Annotated in this window: 15 protein-coding genes, 1 tRNA gene and 1 riboswitch; of the genes, 6 read left to right on the top strand and 10 right to left on the bottom strand. The window is 68.7% G+C overall.

The window, feature by feature from the left end; genetic code table 11:
• Nucleotides 1-14: 14 nt before the first annotated feature.
• From cobA to PFX90_RS07670, 6 genes are read left to right on the top strand one after another with little or no spacing between them, the layout of a single operon-like run.
• A complete protein-coding gene (gene cobA / locus PFX90_RS07695) occupies nucleotides 15-773 on the top strand; it encodes a uroporphyrinogen-III C-methyltransferase (RefSeq protein ID WP_285711808.1) in 759 nt (252 codons plus the stop codon).
• Nucleotides 770-1,069: a DUF2849 domain-containing protein gene (locus tag PFX90_RS07690; RefSeq protein ID WP_066530780.1), complete on the top strand. Its 300-nt coding sequence runs from the start codon at nucleotides 770-772 to the stop codon at nucleotides 1,067-1,069. The genes cobA and PFX90_RS07690 overlap by 4 nt, the downstream gene beginning before the upstream one ends.
• On the top strand, nucleotides 1,069-1,518 hold the full coding sequence (locus PFX90_RS07685) for a hypothetical protein (RefSeq protein WP_285711807.1): 450 nt from the start codon (nucleotides 1,069-1,071) through the stop codon (nucleotides 1,516-1,518). Before PFX90_RS07690 ends, PFX90_RS07685 begins: the two co-directional genes overlap by 1 nt.
• Nucleotides 1,518-3,146 (top strand): nitrite/sulfite reductase, encoded by a 1,629-nt coding sequence (locus PFX90_RS07680; RefSeq protein ID WP_285711806.1) that lies wholly within the window; start codon nucleotides 1,518-1,520, stop codon nucleotides 3,144-3,146. Before PFX90_RS07685 ends, PFX90_RS07680 begins: the two co-directional genes overlap by 1 nt.
• Nucleotides 3,139-3,594 (top strand): DUF934 domain-containing protein, encoded by a 456-nt coding sequence (locus tag PFX90_RS07675; RefSeq protein ID WP_285711805.1) that lies wholly within the window; start codon nucleotides 3,139-3,141, stop codon nucleotides 3,592-3,594. Before PFX90_RS07680 ends, PFX90_RS07675 begins: the two co-directional genes overlap by 8 nt.
• A complete protein-coding gene (locus PFX90_RS07670; protein ID WP_285711804.1) occupies nucleotides 3,584-4,369 on the top strand; it encodes a phosphoadenylyl-sulfate reductase in 786 nt (261 codons plus the stop codon). Before PFX90_RS07675 ends, PFX90_RS07670 begins: the two co-directional genes overlap by 11 nt.
• Nucleotide 4,370: 1 nt before the next feature.
• Here the strand turns inward: PFX90_RS07670 and PFX90_RS07665 are convergent, their stop codons facing one another.
• The 10 genes from PFX90_RS07665 to PFX90_RS07620 all read right to left on the bottom strand — a co-directional run bounded on the left by PFX90_RS07665 (nucleotide 4,371) and on the right by PFX90_RS07620 (nucleotide 15,325).
• Nucleotides 4,371-5,288 carry an NAD-dependent epimerase/dehydratase family protein gene (locus PFX90_RS07665; RefSeq protein WP_285711803.1) on the bottom strand — a complete coding sequence of 306 codons (918 nt, stop codon included), beginning with the start codon at nucleotides 5,286-5,288 and terminating at the stop codon, nucleotides 4,371-4,373.
• Nucleotides 5,285-6,403: a glutamate 5-kinase gene (gene proB / locus PFX90_RS07660; RefSeq protein WP_285711802.1), complete on the bottom strand. Its 1,119-nt coding sequence runs from the start codon at nucleotides 6,401-6,403 to the stop codon at nucleotides 5,285-5,287. The genes PFX90_RS07665 and proB overlap by 4 nt, the downstream gene beginning before the upstream one ends.
• 7 nt (nucleotides 6,404-6,410) lie before the next feature.
• Nucleotides 6,411-7,487: an Obg family GTPase CgtA gene (gene cgtA / locus PFX90_RS07655; RefSeq protein ID WP_285711801.1), complete on the bottom strand. Its 1,077-nt coding sequence runs from the start codon at nucleotides 7,485-7,487 to the stop codon at nucleotides 6,411-6,413.
• 150 nt (nucleotides 7,488-7,637) lie between these two features.
• Nucleotides 7,638-9,611, bottom strand: a complete 1,974-nt coding sequence (locus PFX90_RS07650) for a TonB-dependent receptor plug domain-containing protein (protein WP_285711800.1) — start codon at nucleotides 9,609-9,611, stop codon at nucleotides 7,638-7,640.
• A 122-nt stretch (nucleotides 9,612-9,733) separates the two neighbouring features.
• Nucleotides 9,734-9,927: riboswitch (cobalamin riboswitch) on the bottom strand.
• 218 nt (nucleotides 9,928-10,145) lie between these two features.
• A tRNA-Ala gene (locus PFX90_RS07645) sits at nucleotides 10,146-10,221 on the bottom strand.
• Nucleotides 10,222-10,335: 114 nt separating this feature from the next.
• Nucleotides 10,336-11,262 carry a hypothetical protein gene (locus PFX90_RS07640; protein ID WP_285711799.1) on the bottom strand — a complete coding sequence of 309 codons (927 nt, stop codon included), beginning with the start codon at nucleotides 11,260-11,262 and terminating at the stop codon, nucleotides 10,336-10,338.
• Nucleotides 11,263-11,459: 197 nt separating this feature from the next.
• On the bottom strand, nucleotides 11,460-12,203 hold the full coding sequence (locus PFX90_RS07635; protein WP_285711798.1) for a Bax inhibitor-1/YccA family protein: 744 nt from the start codon (nucleotides 12,201-12,203) through the stop codon (nucleotides 11,460-11,462).
• A gap of 141 nt (nucleotides 12,204-12,344) precedes the next feature.
• Nucleotides 12,345-13,136: a pyrroline-5-carboxylate reductase family protein gene (locus PFX90_RS07630; RefSeq protein ID WP_285711797.1), complete on the bottom strand. Its 792-nt coding sequence runs from the start codon at nucleotides 13,134-13,136 to the stop codon at nucleotides 12,345-12,347.
• Nucleotides 13,137-13,149: 13 nt separating this feature from the next.
• Complete coding sequence (locus PFX90_RS07625; RefSeq protein ID WP_285712051.1) at nucleotides 13,150-13,641, bottom strand: type III secretion system chaperone family protein; 492 nt, start codon at nucleotides 13,639-13,641, stop codon at nucleotides 13,150-13,152.
• 178 nt (nucleotides 13,642-13,819) lie between these two features.
• Nucleotides 13,820-15,325 carry an SPOR domain-containing protein gene (locus PFX90_RS07620; protein WP_285711796.1) on the bottom strand — a complete coding sequence of 502 codons (1,506 nt, stop codon included), beginning with the start codon at nucleotides 15,323-15,325 and terminating at the stop codon, nucleotides 13,820-13,822.
• Between the last annotated feature and the right edge of the window lie 59 nt (nucleotides 15,326-15,384).

Here is a 15,384-nt window from a genome sequence, read left to right as displayed (position 1 = left end):
CCCATTTGCCCTTCATGCAGATTGGCACCATTTATCTCGTCGGCGCGGGGCCGGGTCCGGTGAACCTCCTGACGCTGCGCGCCGCGCGCTTGATCGAGGGCGCGCAGGTGATCGTCCATGACGGGCTGATCGGGCCGGACATCCTGAGCCTTGCCCGCCGTGACGCACGGCTGATTTCCGTGGCGAAACAGCGCGCGCGCCACACCATGCCGCAGGAGGAGATCAACGCACTCCTCATCCGCGAGGCATTGGCGGGGCGCGACGTCGTGCGCCTCAAGGGCGGCGATCCCTTCATCTTCGGGCGCGGCGGCGAGGAGGCCGAGGCCGCGAGCGCGGCCGGCGTCCCCGTCGAGGTCGTCCCCGGCATCAGCGCGGCGCAGGGCGCGGGGGCGGCGGCGCAAATCGCGCTCACCCACCGCGACGCCTCGAGCATCGTCTCTTTCGTCGCGGGCCAGTGCAAGGGCCTCGCCGAGCAGAACTGGTCGGGCCTTGCGGGCAAGGGTCGCACGTTGGTGATCTACATGGGCGTCTCCACCGCCCCCCAGATCGCCGACAAGCTCATGTCCGATGGCCTGACCCCCGACGTCCCCGTCGCCGTGATCGAGAACGCCGCGCGCCCCGAGATGCGGGTGCTGCGCGGGCTGCTCGCCGGGCTGCCGGAACTGGTGGAAGCCAACGCGGTCAAGAGCCCCGCCCTCATCGTCATCGGCGACGTCACCGCGCGCGATAACGCCGCGCTCGCCGCCATCGCCAAGGAGCACGCCGCCCAATGAAAATCCTCACCGGCAACGACCTGCGCAGCGGCGCTGTCACCTGGTGGAACGGCAGCGGCTGGTCGCTGTTCGTCGACGATGCGGTCGACGTCGGCGAGGACGCCGAGGAAATCCTCGCGCGCGAGGAAGCCGCGCGCCGGGTCAATGTGCCTTACGCCATCGAGGCGAGCATCGACGCCGCCGGCCACGTCCGCCCCGCCCACATCAAGGACCGCGTGCGCGCATTGGGCCCCACGGTGCGGCGCGACCTCGCCGTGCCGACCGCGCAGAAGACCGGCTGGGACTGGGTGATCTGATGCGCGCCGCCGCCCTCGCCGCACTTGCCGTTTCCTTTGCCGGCGCGCCCCTCGCCGCCGAAGCTCCGCCTGCGCCTGCGCCCGCCCCAGCCGTCGACCGGACCACAGCTTCAGTCGAGTTGACCCGCCTCAAAGCGAGGCCCGGCGAGCGCGCCAATCTCGCCAACTTCATTATTGCCAACTGGTTCGCGATGGACAGGAAGGCGACGGAACAGGGCCTGTTCACCTCATACCGCCTGCTCGCCAACACCGATCCCGGCGGCACATGGGACCTGATGGTCGAGGTGGGCTATCCGACGCTCGCCGGCTTTGATCACCCCGCCACGCGCGAAGCTTTCGAAGCGATCCGCGCCGCGCACACCACCGTGCCGATCAAGGGCAAGACCCTTGCCGAGCTCGGCACCATCGTCGGCACCGAGCGTGTCGTCGTTCTCTCTGGAACCCGCTGATGTATCGCTATGACCAATACGACCAGGCGATGGTCGATGCCCGCGTGGAGGAATTCCGCGATCAGGCCCGCCGCCGTCTCGAAGGCAAGCTGACCGAGGACCAGTTCAAGCCGCTGCGGCTGATGAACGGGCTCTACCTCCAGCTCCACGCCTACATGCTGCGCGTCGCCATCCCCTATGGCACGCTCGATGCCCGCCAGATGGAGATGCTGGCCGACATCGCCGACAAGTATGATCGCGGATACGGGCACTTCACCACGCGGCAGAACATCCAGTACAACTGGATCAAGCTGGAAGACTGCGCCGATGCGCTTGCAGACCTTGCGACGGTCGAGATGCATGCGATCCAGACCAGCGGCAATTGCATCCGCAACATCTCGTCCGACCACTTCGCGGGCGCTGCCGCCGACGAGGTGGTCGACCCCCGCCCCTATGCCGAGCTGATGCGCCAGTGGTCGAGCTTCCACCCGGAGTTCACCTACCTGCCGCGCAAGTTCAAGATCGCGGTGATCGCCTCCGAGAAGGACCGCGCGGCGATGCGGCTCCACGATATCGGCGTGCGCATCGTCAAGCGGGATGGCGAGATCGGCGCGGAATTCTACGCAGGCGGCGGCATGGGCCGCACCCCGATGATCGCGCCGCTGATCCGCGACTTCGTGCCGATCGACCAGTTCATCACCTATGCCGAGGCGTGCCTTCGGGTCTACAACCGCTACGGCCGGCGCGACAACAAGTACAAGGCACGGATCAAGATCCTCGTCCATGAACTGGGCGCGGCGGAATATATCCGGCAGGTCGAGGAGGAATTCGCCCACCTGCTCAGCGTCGGAGTCGAGCCGCCGCGCGAGGAGCTGGCGCGGATCACCGAATACTTCGCCCCGCCCGCCTTCGTCGACGGGCCCAAGGCGGTGGACCGCTCGGACCCCGATTTCGCCTTGTGGGTCGACCGCAACACGCACCGCCACAAGCATGACGCCTATGTCTCGGCAGTCATCAGCCTGAAGCCCGCAGGCGGCATTCCGGGCGATGCGACCTCGGAGCAGATGCGTGTCGTCGCCCGGCTCGCGCGCGAATATTCCTTCGACGAGCTGCGGGTGATGCACACCCAGAACCTGCTGCTGCCCCATGTCGCTATCCGCGACCTTCCGGCGGTATGGCAGGCGCTCGATGAAGCGGGGCTCGGCAGCCCCAACATGGACACGATCGAGGACATCATCGCCTGCCCGGGCCTCGATTATTGCTCGCTCGCCAACGCGCGATCGATCCCGCTCGCCCAGCGCATTTCGGAGCGGTTTGCCGAGACCGGGCGCACCGAAGTGGTAGGCGAGCTGAAGCTGAAAATCTCCGGCTGCATCAATGCCTGCGGGCATCACCACGCGGGCCACATCGGCATCCTCGGCGTCGACAAGAAGGGCAAGGAGAACTTCCAGCTCTCGCTCGGCGGCTCGGAGGCCGAGGACGTCAGCCTCGCCAAGATCACCGGCCCCGGCTTCGACGAGGACGGCGTGGTCGCGGCGGTCGAGAAGGTCACCGACGTCTATCTCGCCCAGCGTTCGGACGGGGAACGCTTCCTCGATACCTACCGCCGCATCGGCATGGAGCCGTTCAAGGAGGCGCTTTATGGCTAAGGATATCGGCACCTCGCCCGACGAGGTGCAGTTCCGCTTCCGCGACGACGAGCCGGTCGATCATGCCACCGTCACGGTCGATTCCTGCTGCGACCAGACCAACGCCACCGCGGTCCGCATCGAGCCGGGTGACGATGCGCGGGTGCTGCTGCCCTTCCTTGATCGCCTCGCGCTGGTCGAGGTCAACTTCCCCAGCTTCGGCGACGGGCGCGGCTATTCCTCTGCCCGCATCCTGCGCGAGGCGGGATACACCGGCGAGCTTCGCGCGGTCGGGCAGGTGTTGATCGACCAGCTTTCGCACATGCGCCGCTGCGGTTTCGACAGCTTCGCCCCCGACAAGCGCCTCGACGAGGAGGACGCCGCGCGCGCCTTCGCCACGTGGGAGAATGTCTACCAGCGCGCGGCCGATGGCCGCGCCACCATCGCGGACAAGCGCCATGAAGCCTGACGTATCCATCGGGAAGATCGGCATGATTGCGCGCACGCCCGACATCCTCGACCTCGCCCCGCGCTTCACCGAGCACGATGCGGTGCGCCTCAACCGCATGTTCCGCGGCAGCTCGACGCAGGAAATGCTGGAAGCGGTGATCCGCGACAACCTCGCGGGCGATCTTGCCGTGGTTTCCAGCTTCGGCGCGGAGAGCGCGGTGCTGCTGCATCTGGTCGCCAGCGTAGACCCGAAGGTGCCGGTGCTGTTCCTCGATACCGGCAAGCATTTCCCCGAAACGCTCGCCTATCGCGACCTCTTGGTGGAGCGCCTCGGCCTCAATCTGGTGGTGCTGAGCCCCGATCCCGAGGACCTCGCCAAGAAGGACGAGACCGGCCTCAGGTGGTCCTACGACCCCGATGGCTGCTGCGAGATCCGCAAGGTGAAGCCGCTGGAGAAGGCGCTCGCGGGCTATGATGCGAGCTTCACCGGGCGCAAGGCCTTCCAGGCCAAGACCCGCGCCAACCTGCCGCGCTTCGAGCTCGACACCTCGGACGGGCAGGGGCGGCTCAAGATCAACCCGCTGATCGACTGGTCGGCCGAGGACATCGCGGCCTATTTCGAGGCGCACGACCTCCCCCGCCACCCGCTGATCGCGCAAGGCTACCCCTCGATCGGCTGCTCGCCCTGCACCTCGCAGGTGGCCGAGGGCGAAGACCCGCGTTCGGGCCGGTGGAAGGGCTGGGACAAGACCGAATGCGGCATCCACAAGCCGGGCGAGGAACCGTTCCTCTAGGCTACAGCCAACCCTCGCGCCGATACCACTCGGCGGTGGCCTTCAGCCCCTCCTCGCCCGCGATCTGCGGTTGCCACAGGCCCGGCGGGGGCTTGCGGTCGAAGCGGGCGACCCAGTTGGGATGCGCCATGTAGCCGACGCGGTCGGCGGTGAGCTTGGCCTTGTCGCCCCGGATGCGCCGGTCGGCAGCGGCGGCGGCGTCGAGCACCTTCCTCGGCAGATGCGGGGCGAAGACCACCCGCCGCCCCATCGCCCGGCCGATCGCGGCCGCGAGTTCCTTGTGGCTCCACCCGCCCTCGCGCCCGTCGTCGGGCTCGTAGATCTGCTTCTTTGTGGCGGCGGCATTGCCGGTGGCCAGCACCACCAGCAGCCGCGCGAGGTCGTCGGCATGGATGATCGAGCTCGCCCCGCCGGGCGGCAGGGGGACGAAGCCCAGCTTCGCCGTGCGGAACATCTCGAGATAGTCGACATCGCGCGGGCCATAGACGCCGGGGGGGCGCACCGTGGTCCAGTCGAGCTTGCTTGCCTCCACCACCGCCTCGGCCTTGGCCTTTGACGCGCCATAGGCCGACAGCTCGGGCTTCCTCGCCGAAAGAGAGGAGACGAACACCAGCCGCTTCACCCCCGCCCCGGTCATGGCGGCCAGCACATTGGCGGTGCCGGTGACATTGGCGGTCTCGAACTCACGCGGGTCGGGCGTGTTGGTGAGCCCCGCGACATGCACCACCGCGTCCGCGCCCTGCACCAGCACGGCGAGCGCCTCGGTGTCGTTCAGATCGCCGCGCACCCATTCGACCCCGGCGCGCGGGGCCTGCTCGCGGCGGGCGAGCGCGCGCACCGTGTGGCCCTGCCGCAGCGCCTCGTCCAGCACCGCCGAGCCGACAAAGCCGGTCGCGCCGGTGATCGCCAGCACGCTCACAGCAGCACCATATGGTCGCGGTGGATCACGCAGGAGCGCGGGGCATAGCCCAGCCGCTCGGCCTGATCCTCGGCGCGCTTGCCGGCGATCAGCTGCATCTCGGCGGCGTCATATTCGGCCAGGCCCTGCGCCAGCCGCTCGCCTTTCAGCGAGAGCACGCTGACCAGATCGCCGCGCCGGAACTGACCCGAGACGCCCACGACCCCCGCCGCGAGTAGGCTCGCCCCGCCCTTCAGCGCCTCGGCGCAGCCCTTGTCGACCCGCAATTCGCCAGCCGGCGCAAGCCGCCCGCCGAGCCAAGCCTTCCGCGCCGACGCCGCGCTGACAGGCAGGAAAAGCGTCCCCGTGCCCGCGCTCAGCGCATGGGTGATCGGAGCATCATGCGTCCCGTTGAGGATGCCGAGCGCGATCCCCGCCCGCGTCGCGATCTGCGCAGCTTGCAGCTTGGAGATCATGCCGCCCGAGCCGAGGCCCGAGGACGAGGCCCCGCTCGCCATCGCCATCACTTCCGGCGTCACGGCGTCAACCACCGGGATCAGCGCCGCGCCGTCCTCGCGCGGGTCGCGGTCGTAGAGCCCGTCGACGTCCGAGAGCAGCAGCACCACATCGGCATTGGCCGCCTGCGCCACGCGGGCGGCAAGGCGATCATTGTCGCCGAAGCGGATTTCCTCGGTCGCGACAGAGTCGTTCTCGTTGATCACGGGGATGACGCCCGCTTCGAGCAGCCGATCCAAAGTCGCCGAGGCGTTGAGGTAGCGGCGGCGGTCCTCGAGGTCGCCTAGTGTCAGCAGCATCTGCGCGGCGGTGATGCCCTCGGCGCACAGCGCACGGCTCCACAGATCGGCGAGCGCGATCTGGCCCACGGCAGCGGCGGCCTGTGCATCGGCGAGGCTCCCGCGCCCGCCCTTCGCCAGCCCCAGCCGCGCCGCGCCCAGCGCAATCGCGCCCGAGCTCACCACGATCACCTGCGCACCTGCCTGCCGCAGCATCGCCAGATCGCCCGCCATCCGCGTCAGCCACGCCTCGCGCGCATGCCCGCCGCCGACCAGCAGTGCAGAGCCGATCTTGACCACGATCCGCCGCGCGGCGGTGATGTCGGCGAGGCGCGTCAGCATAGGCGAATTACAGCGGCGACCACTCGGGCGCGTCGCCGTCGTCCTCGATTTCCTCGGCCTTGGTCTCAGTCGAGGTGGAGGCAGGCAGGTAGCCGAGCACCGCGTCGAGCAATTCGGGGATCCCCGCGCCGGTCGCGCCCGAGACCGCGAAGACCTGCTCCGCGCCCGCCTCCAGCAGCTCCTTGCGGAAGCCCTCGACCAGTTCGGCGTCGGCGAGGTCGAGCTTGTTCAGCACCACCAGTCGGGGCTTTTCGTCAAGCCGCGTGTGCTCCTTGTCGCCGTAAGCCGCCAGCTCCTCCTCGACGATGCGCATGGCTTCGGCGGGGTCGGCGTCCTCGGTGCCGGTGATGTCGATGAGGTGGATCAGCACCCGGCAGCGCTCGATGTGCCCCAAGAAACGGTCGCCGATCCCCACGCCATCCGCCGCGCCCTCGATCAGTCCCGGAATGTCGGCGAGCACGAATTCGCGGCCCTTGTGGCGCACGACGCCGAGCTTGGGCACCAGCGTGGTGAAGGCATAATCGCCGACCTTGGCCTGCGCGTTGGAAACCGCGTTGATGAAGGTCGATTTGCCCGCGTTGGGCAGGCCGACAAGGCCCACGTCGGCGAGCAGCTTCAGCCGCAGCCACACCCAGGCCTCCTCGCCCGGAATGCCCGGCTGGTGCTGGCGCGGCGCGCGGTTGGTCGAGGTCTTGTAAGACGCGTTCCCGCGCCCGCCCATCCCGCCTTCGAGGAAGACGACGCGCTGGCCGACCTCGGTGAAGTCGACAAGGATATCCTCCTTGTCCTCGGACAGGATCTGCGTGCCCACCGGCACCTTGATCACCAGCGGCTCGGCAGAAGCGCCGGTGCGGTCCTTGCCCATCCCGTGGCCGCCGCGCGGGGCCTTGAAGTGCTGCGAATAGCGGAAGTCGATCAGCGTGTTCAGCCCTGCGACGGCCTCGAACACGATGTCGCCCCCGCGCCCGCCGTTGCCGCCATCGGGGCCGCCGTACTCGACGTATTTCTCGCGCCGGAACGAGACGGCCCCGGGGCCGCCTCCGCCGGACTTCACATAGATCTTGGCCTGGTCGAGGAAATGCATGGCGGCCCCCTACGCATTTTTTGCTGCGAATGCGAGGGCTACTATCTCCCCTCCCGCCTGCGGGAGGGGTTGGGGGTGGGATTGTCATGCGCGAGCCTTCGGCTCGCCACCACCCCCAGCCCCTCCTCTGAAGAGGAGGGGGGATCGAGGTCAGAACCTCGCCTCGACCCCGACGACCGCGCTGCGCCCCGGCGAGACGAAGCTGAAGACCTGCTCGTATTCCTCGCCGAGCAGGTTCTCGACGCGGGCGAAGGCGGCGAGGCTGTCGGTCAGCTTCACGCGGGCGTTGAAGTTCACGAGGGTGTAGTCGTCCAGCGTGACGCGCACCGGCACGAAGCTCGGATCGGTGAAGGCGACATCGGGGGTCTCGCCGTTGTAGCGCACCACCAGAGTCGCCGAGGCGGCTTCGGCCGGCGCTTCCCAGGTCAGCGCGGCGCTGGCGATGTGGTTGGGGCGGCGCACTTCCTCGACCCCATTTTCCTCGGCATCGAGGTAGGAATAGGCCGCATCGAGGCTGAATTGCTCGCCGAGGCGCGCGTTCAGCGACACTTCGATCCCGCGCTGCTTGCTCACCGTGGTGCGGTTGGCCGGGGTGGCGATGAAGTTCGGCGGCGGGAAGGTGGTGAAGATCTCGCCCTCCAGCTCGCTGTCGAAGTAGGTCACCGCGAGGGTGGCATTGTCGCCGAGGCCCTGATCGATCCCGACTTCCCACCCCGTGGACTTCTCGGGGCGCAGCGCCGCGTTGCCGATGAAGCGCCCGTCGACAAAGCCGTAGAGCTCGAAGAAGCCGGGGTTCTTGACGCCCGAGCCCGCCGCGGCGCGCAGGCGGGTGGTCCCGGTCAGGCTGTAGCCCGCGCCGACGCGGAAGGTGGTCGCGTCCTGGAACAGGTCGTTGATGTCGTGGCGCAGCGCTGCGGTAAGGTCGAAGGCCTCGCCGCTGTAGCGATATTCGCCGACAAGGCCGACCTGCTCGATCTCGCGCCGGGTGGTGAACCCGCCGCTGCCGGCGAAGGCGTTGCGGAAGCCCTCGACCTCGTAATCGGCGGCGAAGGTCACGCGGTGCGCGGGCGTGATCTCGAAAGCGCTGACATAGGAGGCCTTGACGCGGTCGCCCTCGCTGCCGCTCGACTGGCCGAAGGGGCCGAAAGTCTCGCGCTCGACATCGGCGATCTGGGCCGAAAGGTCATGTGTCCAGCGGCCCTCCAGCGTATCGAGCCTTGCCCCGACGAGGGCGTAGATCGCCTCGTTGGTGAAGCCGGTGCCGGGGCTGTCGATGATGAAGCCGAAGGTGGGGCTGGTGCGGTCGAAGTCGCTGTCGTTGGTCTGGCCCTCGGTTCGGATGAAGCGGGCGGCGGCGCGCAGGGTGAGCGTGTCGGTCAGTTCGACGCTGCCCTTGCCCGCCAGCGTGTAGCTGTCGCGGCCGATGTCGCGGGTGCCGCCGCGCGCATTGGGCTGGCCGTCGGTGCTGACGACCACGGCGGAGAGCGCCGCGTCCCAGCCGATGCCGCTGGCGCCGTAGCGTGCCGCACCGTTGACGGTCCCTTGCGTGCCCCCCTCGAGCCTTGCGGCAAAGCCGGGGAGGGAGTCGCCCGAAGCGCTCTGATAGGCCACCACGCCGCCGATCGCGTCCGGGCCGTAGAGCGCCGATTGCGCACCCCGCAGCACTTCGAGGCGCGCGCCGGGTTCGGCCTGCAAGGTGCCAATGTCGAACTCGCCCGCGAAGGGATCGGAGACCTCGATGCCGTCGACGAGCACGAGGACGTGGTTGGCTTCCGAGCCGCGCAGGCGGATCTGGGTCTGGCCGGCAACGCCCGCGACCGCGACGCCGGGAACATCGCGCAGGACGTCGGCGATGTCGCGGGTCTGGCGCCTGTCGAGATCGTCGGCGGTCAGTGCCGTAGCGGAACCGGTGTAGTCCTCGCGCGGGATGGCCGCGTCACGCGCGGCAGAAACGAGGATCACGGTTCGGTTCGGCCCGAAATCGTCCTCGATCCGTTTGTAGTCTTCATACTCGTGATCCGGATCGCCCTCGCCGGAATCGCGGTCGGCCTCTTGCGCCAGAACCGGCACAGCCCAAACCAGCGCCGCCGCAGCGACGCTTCCCAAATATGCAAAATTCTTCACGGATTCCTCCCGTCATCAGCAACATGGTGGCTGCGAGGGGTTTGATCCCACCCCCCCCACAGCCCAGCGATGTCGCTCACAACGAAAGTGTTTTCCGCGCCTGGCCAACCCCTGAACCCGGCATAGAGCGACACGCCCCGGTCGGTCTCCTGGCTCACGGATCGCCGCATGGGATGCTCGCCTTCCCGGATGGTCCGAAGACCCCCAGTGGCTGCCCTCCCGAAGGAGGGAACGCACCCCACACTCACCGCTTACAGTTGCAGGGACAGCTGCGGATTCGAACCGCATTCCCGTTACCGAAACGCGGGAGCGGGATAGCGTCAGGCAAGGCTGACGGCAAGCGGTGTAAGGGGTAGCAAGATTGGGGGGCTGTAACGGCCCGAAGGGCCGCAAGCGCGAACGCGCGCCCGAGCCTTTGCGAGGAAAGCCAAGGCGGACGGACGTCCGCCGCCCGGCGTCTGAGGGCGAAAACAAAAAACCCACCAGTTAAACGCAAAGGGCCCTCCCGCATGGGGAGGGCCCTTTGCGTTTAACTGGTGGAGCCGAGGGGGATCGAACCCCTGACCTCGTCATTGCGAACGACGCGCTCTCCCAGCTGAGCTACGGCCCCGTTCCAGTTTTCGCGAGCCCCGCTGCCCCCGTCAGGGGAGCGGGCGAGCGCGCGCATTAGCGAGAAGCGTCAAGGCTTGCAACGGCATTTTCAGCCGCCACGCCCCGCGCAAGCCTACTTGCCGCCCGCGCCTCCGGTGCCCGGCGCGATCGGCTGGACCACGGGCTGCGAGGTGACGCCTTCAGTGACCGGGATGACCGGCACCGGCAGGCCGGTTTCGGGATCGATCACGGTCTGCCCCGCGCCCGGGCCGGGCGGCGGCGCGAGGCCGGCGCGGTGCTGCTGCACCGCCACCCAGCCGGGCTGCGAGGCGCCAAACATCTCGCCCCACTTCGCGTCCCATTCCGCCGAGGCGCGCTGGTAGGCCTCGTAATCGTCGAAGAACTGCTCGAAGGGCACCAGCAGCCCGTCGAAATTGGCCTGCGCAAAGGCGAGCGGATCGGTCGGCGGGGTAACAGCCGCGCGGTTCGCCATGTCGAGCGCGGCGCGGCAGAAGCCGGCGCGCGCGGCGGGCTCGGCGAAGAAGTTGTAGACCTGCGTGGTGTAGCCGTCGCGCGCGATGATCGCGTCGCGCTTGACCTTGAAGCGGCTGGTGTAGGTCTTCTCGATCCGGTCGTTGACCGCCTTCAGCGCGCGCACGTTCTTGGTGAGGAAGGCGCGGTAGCCGTCGAGGATCGGCTGATACTCGGGCGCGAGGCAGTTCAGCGCCGCGACGTTCCAGGCCGAGCGCAGGTTCCAGACCAGCTGGTCGTTCGAGAGGTTGGAGTTGACCGTAATGCGCCGCCCGTCGGGGCCCTTGGCGGGCATGTTCATGACGTAATGCGCACCGCCCGGGGGGAGCGGGCGATAGGGCACGGCCTCGACCACCTGCGGCGGCGGGGGCGGCGGGGGTGGCGGCGGCGGCGGAGGCGGCGGCGGCGGGGTGGCGCAGGCGCCGAGGATCGCGGCGCCGACCGCCAGCGTGGTGATCGCAAGGCCGAAGGAGGTGCGTGTCGTGACCGTTCGCGGCTTGTCGGAAGGCGAGTGCGGAGCGGCGCTCATCAGGTGTCTCTCTCGTAATGCGGTCTGAAGGTGCCGCGCAGTCACCGGAATGGCGCGGCGCGGCTTGCTCCAGCCTGAAGGCGTCCGCGATAACCGCAGCGGCTAACAAAGCAAATGCCCGGAAGGCTGCTTAGGCCCCCGGGCATTCGACATTTCAACACTCTTGCGGCGGGCTGCAGCCCGACCGGGCAACGCGGTTATTCGCGGTTCCCAAGGAAGCTGAGCAGGAACTGGAACATGTTGATGAAGTCCAGGTAGAGCGTCAGCGCACCCAGCACCACCGCCTTGCCGGCGAATTCGGTGCCGCGCAGGTACTGGTATTCGTCCTTCAGGCGCTGCGTGTCATAGGCGGTGAGGCCTGCAAAGATCAGCACGCCGATGATGCTGATCGCGTAGTGGAACGCGGGGCTCTGCAGGAACAGGTTGATGACCATCGCCACGATCAGGCCGACCAGACCCATGATCAGGAAGCTGCCGATGCCCGACAGGTTCTTCTTGGTGGTGTAGCCGAAAAGCGAAAGGCCGGCGAAGGCCGCCGCGGTGGCGAAGAAGGTCGTGGCGATCGAGCCGCCGGTATAGACCAGGAACACCGAGGACAGCGACAGGCCCATCAGGATGCTGAAGCCCCAGAACATCAGCTGGAGCGTGCCGGTGCTGAAGCGGTTGGCGCCGAAGCTCATCGCGAAGACGATGACGAGCGGCGACAGGCCGACCACCCAACGCAGGGCGCTGAAGTGGATCGTTTCCGCCATGCCGCTGGTGAAGGCCAGCAGCGCGACGATCCCGGTCAGGAGGATGCCCGAGGTCATGTAGTTGTAGATCGAGAGCATGTGCTTGCGCAGGCCCTCGTCGAAGGTTACGCGGCCGGCGACATCGCCTCCGGCGCGCGGCACGGAGCCGAAGCGCTGCGCGTTGCGCGAGGGGTCATTCCAGTCAGCCATTGTGAAACCCTTAGCCTTTCATCATGGAGCGCGGAAAAGCCCGCGCTCTCCAGTCAGGCGAATATCGTGGGTTCTTTCCGGCTTTTCAAGCGAAACCGGCTTGCAAAGCGTGCAATTTGTTCAGCTGAACGCTTGTTAATCTTAACCGCCGCGCGAGAGCGCCGCACCCTTGTCGCGCGTGGCGGCCAGTGTCTGCGCCAGCAGGCGGCGCAGCGCAGCGTCCGCGTCGAGCACGTTGAGGCCCTCACGGGTCATGCCGCCCGGGCTGGCGACGCGGTCAGCGAGGGTCGCGGGGGAGGCGTCGGAAGCCGCGGCGAGCGCCGATGCGCCCTCGACCGTGGCCAGCGCCAGCGCGGCGGCGGTGGGTTCGTCGAGCCCGAGATCGACGGCCGCGCCCGCGAGCGCGTCGATGAAACGGTAGACGAAGCCCGGCCCCGATCCGGCGAGCGCGGTGACGAGATCGAACTGCGCCTCGTCCTCCAGCCAGACGGCACTGCCAAGGCGGCCGAACAGGTCTAAGGTGGCGGCGCGGCGTTCGGCGTCGAGGCCGCGCTCGGCGAGGATGACCGGCGACTTGTTGATGCGCGCGGCAAGGTTCGGCATCACGCGGATGTGCGCGCTCCCAGCCGGAAAAGCCGCCGCAAGCTGGTCCAGCGTGATTCCGGCAAGGAGCGAACAGACCGTCCGGCCCTCCGTCACGCATTGCAGCCCCGGCCCTAGCGCCGCCAACTGCTGCGGCTTGAACCCGAGCAGCACCGCATCATGCGCCCCCGGCACCTCGGCCGCATCGCGGTAGAGCGCAACGCCCTCGGGCACATCGGCCAGCGCCGGGTCGAGCACGCTGAAACGCGCCGGGGCCTCGCCCGCCGCCAGCCAGCCGGCGAGCATCGCTCCGCCCATGTTGCCGCAGCCGATGATCAGGTGGTAGTTCATGCCGGGCGGCGTATCAGGCCTCGCCCGCCGCGTCGACCATCGCCGCTTCGAGTGCGGCGCGCGGGGATTTGCCGCCCCACAGCACGAACTGGAAGGCAGGGTAGAAGCGGTCGCACTCGTCGATCGCGCTCTCGACCAGCGCCTGCGCCATGTCGAGGCTGAGGCGCCCGTGATCGCCCAGCAGCGCACCGTGGCGGTAAAGCAGCACGTCGCCGTTCGACCAGATGTCGAAATGCCCGAGCCACATCTGCTCGTTGACGAGGCAGAGCAATTCATAGGCGGCGGCGCGCTTGTCGTCGGTGACGCGGATGTCGGGGAGGCACAGGAACTGCAGCACACTGTCCTCGGCCCGCCAGATCGCGCGCAGCTGGTAGGTGGCCCAGCTGCCCTGCACCTCGCCGGTCATCTCGTCTTCCGAGACCATCTCGAACGGCCACCCGCGCGCGGCGAAGAGGCTGGCAAGCATGTCGACGGGGGCGGCATCGTCCTCGGCGGAATAGTCCATGTCAGCGGCTCTCACGGGCGGGCGCCTTGGAGGTTCAGGGGCGCAAGCGGAAGGGGTCGGGTCACCATCGCTGCGAGGGATGGACGCTTGTGGGGGCGATTGGCAATCGCGCGAATCCCGGCGGTTGGGGAGAACCGGACAAGCTTGTGCAAAGCCTGTGCAAAGAAACCCGTGGAAGCTACTTAAGCGGTTGAACCGCCTCGCCTTCTTCACTCAGCCACAGGAACACGTCCATGCCCTTCTTCTTCAATTCGCGCACCAGGGCCTCGGCCTTGTCGCGGTTGGCGACAGGGCCGATGACGAGGCGGTTGGTCGCGCCCCAGCGGGCGGTGTGGGGCTTGTAGGGGGCGAGCGATTTGCCACCTTCCTTGCTGATGCGCTTCCAGTCGAAGGCGAGCGCGTCGATCTTCTTGCCGGTAGCGACCTGCACCCAGACGCGGCTGGGATGGACGGGCTTGGGCGGCTCCTTGGGCTTGGGCTTGGGCTTCTCGGCGGGCTTGGCTTCCGGCTTGGGCGCAGGCGGGGCCTCGCGCCGGACCTCGATTCGCGACAGGTCGACCGCATCGCCCGAGACGCGCGCATCGGCGGTGGGCGCGCCGAGATCGGCGAAGACATCGGCCACCCGCTCCACCGGACGCGGCGCGGGTGCCGGAGCAGGCGGCGGCGGCGCGGTGCTGACGGCGACGGGGGTGACGGTCGCCACCCGCGCGGGGTCTGCGGCAGGCGCGGGCGCGCTGCCGATCGCGGAGGCCGGAACCGGCGTGGTATAGACCGTGGTCGAAGGCGGCGGGGTGGGCGCGGTGGCGACCTGCGCGGGCCGCGCGCCGAGCGGCGGGCCGGCGGGCGCGAGCCGGCTGTCGGCACGCTCTTCGGCGGCAAAGCGCGCAAGGCGCGGATCGTCGCGGCCGATATCCGCCGAGCGCGGGAAGATCCCGAGATTGGCCGCCGCCGCCTGCTGCTGCTTCGTCAGGCGCGGCATGTAGCCGAGATAGGGCACCAGTCGGGTCGCGATATCGCGCGGCATGACCTGCTCGACGATCGCGGAGGCACGATCGTTCTGGCCCATGATCGCAAGGCCAAAGGCGCGGGCGCGCTGCGCGGCGAGATCGCGGCGGTCGAGCAGCGGGCGCAGCGTATCCTCGAAGCGCGCATTGTTGCCACTGATGGCATAGCTCACCGCCAACCGCCGCCGCGCCTCGTCATTGGCGGGATCGAGTTCGAGCGCGCGGGTGTAAGCGGCCTGCGCGGCGGGCTGTTCGCCGACGAGGTCGAGGCTCAGCGCACGGTCGGTCAGCACGGCGCGCTCGTCCGCCCCGGCGGCGAGCGCACGGTCGAACTGCAGCAGCGCCTCGCCCGCGCGGCCTGCGCGCAGGTAGACCGACCCGAGCCCGAGCGCGACTTCGGGATGGCCCGGATCGACATCGGCAGCGCGTCCGAAAAAGCCGATCGCCGCCTCGAGATCGTCGACCCCGAGCGCGGCCTGCCCCGCCTCTACCAGCGCGGCGCGATCGCGCGGGGCCTTGGCGAGCGCGACGAGGGCGCGGTTCAATCGCTGGACCTCGGGCGAGGGGAGCGCCTGCACCACCGGCTGCGAGACCACCTCCTGCGCCGCCGCGCCGCCCACAGGCAGCCACACGACGCCGAGCGCCAGAGCAGCAAGAACAGGAATGCGCGACACCATCATGCGTGCTCTATCAGACGCTCCGCCGCCTGCCAGCGGGGTTGCGACGCAGCGCGGCGGGC

The organism is Erythrobacter oryzae (genome assembly GCF_030271515.1).
Lineage (GTDB): Bacteria > Pseudomonadota > Alphaproteobacteria > Sphingomonadales > Sphingomonadaceae > Erythrobacter > Erythrobacter oryzae.
The sequence above is the reverse complement of the archived record's forward strand: the minus strand, read 5'-3'. Positions and strand labels throughout refer to the sequence as shown.

Coding starts and splice junctions, on each gene's coding strand:
- cobA (WP_285711808.1), top strand. CDS start 15: ATGCAGATTGGCACCATTTATCTCGTCGGCGCGGGGCCGGGTCCGGTG.
- PFX90_RS07690 (WP_066530780.1), top strand. CDS start 770: ATGAAAATCCTCACCGGCAACGACCTGCGCAGCGGCGCTGTCACCTGG.
- PFX90_RS07685 (WP_285711807.1), top strand. CDS start 1,069: ATGCGCGCCGCCGCCCTCGCCGCACTTGCCGTTTCCTTTGCCGGCGCG.
- PFX90_RS07680 (WP_285711806.1), top strand. CDS start 1,518: ATGTATCGCTATGACCAATACGACCAGGCGATGGTCGATGCCCGCGTG.
- PFX90_RS07675 (WP_285711805.1), top strand. CDS start 3,139: ATGGCTAAGGATATCGGCACCTCGCCCGACGAGGTGCAGTTCCGCTTC.
- PFX90_RS07670 (WP_285711804.1), top strand. CDS start 3,584: ATGAAGCCTGACGTATCCATCGGGAAGATCGGCATGATTGCGCGCACG.
- proB (WP_285711802.1), bottom strand. CDS start 6,403: ATGCTGACGCGCCTCGCCGACATCACCGCCGCGCGGCGGATCGTGGTC.
- cgtA (WP_285711801.1), bottom strand. CDS start 7,487: ATGCATTTCCTCGACCAGGCCAAGATCTATGTGAAGTCCGGCGGAGGC.
- PFX90_RS07640 (WP_285711799.1), bottom strand. CDS start 11,262: ATGAGCGCCGCTCCGCACTCGCCTTCCGACAAGCCGCGAACGGTCACG.
- PFX90_RS07635 (WP_285711798.1), bottom strand. CDS start 12,203: ATGGCTGACTGGAATGACCCCTCGCGCAACGCGCAGCGCTTCGGCTCC.
- PFX90_RS07630 (WP_285711797.1), bottom strand. CDS start 13,136: ATGAACTACCACCTGATCATCGGCTGCGGCAACATGGGCGGAGCGATG.
- PFX90_RS07625 (WP_285712051.1), bottom strand. CDS start 13,641: ATGGACTATTCCGCCGAGGACGATGCCGCCCCCGTCGACATGCTTGCC.
- PFX90_RS07620 (WP_285711796.1), bottom strand. CDS start 15,325: ATGATGGTGTCGCGCATTCCTGTTCTTGCTGCTCTGGCGCTCGGCGTC.